This window comes from Pseudomonas sp. HY2-MNA-CIBAN-0224 (genome assembly GCF_040310285.1).
GTDB lineage: Bacteria > Pseudomonadota > Gammaproteobacteria > Pseudomonadales > Pseudomonadaceae > Aquipseudomonas > Aquipseudomonas helleri.
Genome location: NZ_JBEOPQ010000431.1, coordinates 1 through 279 on the forward strand (window position 1 = coordinate 1; position 279 = coordinate 279).

The 279-nt window shown below is 39.8% G+C and carries 1 protein-coding gene; it reads left to right on the plus strand.

What is annotated here, in order from left to right; all coding sequences use genetic code 11:
• The coding region (locus tag AAEZ03_RS27055; RefSeq protein ID WP_350582900.1) for a hypothetical protein at positions 1–279 on the plus strand (279 nt) is incomplete at both ends.

The following is a 279-nucleotide window of genomic DNA, read 5'->3' on the forward strand; positions in this document are numbered from 1 at the left end:
CTACTAGTCATCGTTGCTATTATTTTGATAGCTATCCATCAGCGTCAAGCTCTGTCTATAAGCTCAGAAAATCTCCATAAGCTTTCTTCTCAAGACCGTTCTTCTCAGCCTTCTTTTTTTCAAAATACCTCTCCATACGGTTCTTCTCCCTCTAAATTCCCCATTCGAATGATCAACTATTTGCTGATAATGATACTGGCAATAGGGTTAGTGATTGGTAGTGCATTACAAGCTTTGATGGGTTACCAGCGGGCAGAAGCAACAAAAATTATTGAGCCT